General features: G+C 71.8%; 2 protein-coding genes. Both read left to right on the top strand.

Annotation, left to right across the window (positions count from 1 at the left end; all coding sequences use genetic code 11):
• Positions 1 to 161: 161 nt before the first annotated feature.
• Complete coding sequence (locus ABD191_RS28940; protein ID WP_030901142.1) at positions 162 to 431, top strand: hypothetical protein; 270 nt, start codon at positions 162 to 164, stop codon at positions 429 to 431.
• The coding region (locus tag ABD191_RS28945; protein WP_344089119.1) for a hypothetical protein at positions 428 to 844 on the top strand (417 nt) is incomplete at its 3' end. The genes ABD191_RS28940 and ABD191_RS28945, both read left to right, overlap by 4 nt.

Raw genomic sequence — 844 nt, forward strand, 5'->3', positions numbered from 1 at the left:
CACCTGCCGATCGCTCCCGATCCCGCACACGACCCCGGCCGCCTCGCCGCCACCCTCCACCGCGACCGGATACTCCGGACCGCCGGCTACGGCAAGACCCGCGACAAGTCCGCCGTCCAGCGGTGGCGCGGCACCCGCGACCTCATCGAGGGGCGAGTCGCATGACCGCCTACGACTGGGCCGTCGTCATCGCCATCGGCGCCCTCCTCGTCCTCGCCAGCAGCTACCGAGGCAGCGACGACGAGGACGACGACCGGGCCGCCTGGCAGGCCAGCACCACCACCCGCCGCACCGAAGACGACGTCCGCCGCGACCTCGCCGCCGCACGCAAAGCCCTCGAGGTCGCCCAGCTGTACGACATCTGGCCCGACCCGCCCCGCGGCACCACCCAACTCCCCACCCAGCGCCAGCCCCGGAAGGACCAGCCGTGACCAGCCGCCCCTACGCCATCCGAATGGCCCGCTCCCGCTGGAACCAGCGCCGCAGGACCCTCATGCAGCAGGGCCAGTGGCAGCCCTTCACGCCCGCCCAGCCCGTCCGTGATCACGTCAACGCCCTCCGCGCGGCAGGCATGTCCCCGGCCCGCATCAGCGAACGGACCGGAGTCGGCGTCGGCACCCTCAACTACCTGCTCTTCGGCGAGGCCGGCTACCCGGTCCCTGCACAGATCCGCACCGAGTCGGCCAACATCCTGATGGCGTTCTGGCCGACCCTCGACGACTTCGCCGACGGCGCCCGCATCGACGAAACCGCCACCCTCCGCCGCATCCAAGCCCTCGCAACCATGGGCTGGCTCCCCGCCGAGATCGCCAAGCGCACACCACTGAGCAAGCACACCTTCTTC

Source organism: Luedemannella helvata, assembly GCF_039528415.1.
Classification (GTDB): Bacteria; Actinomycetota; Actinomycetes; order Mycobacteriales; family Micromonosporaceae; genus Luedemannella; species Luedemannella helvata.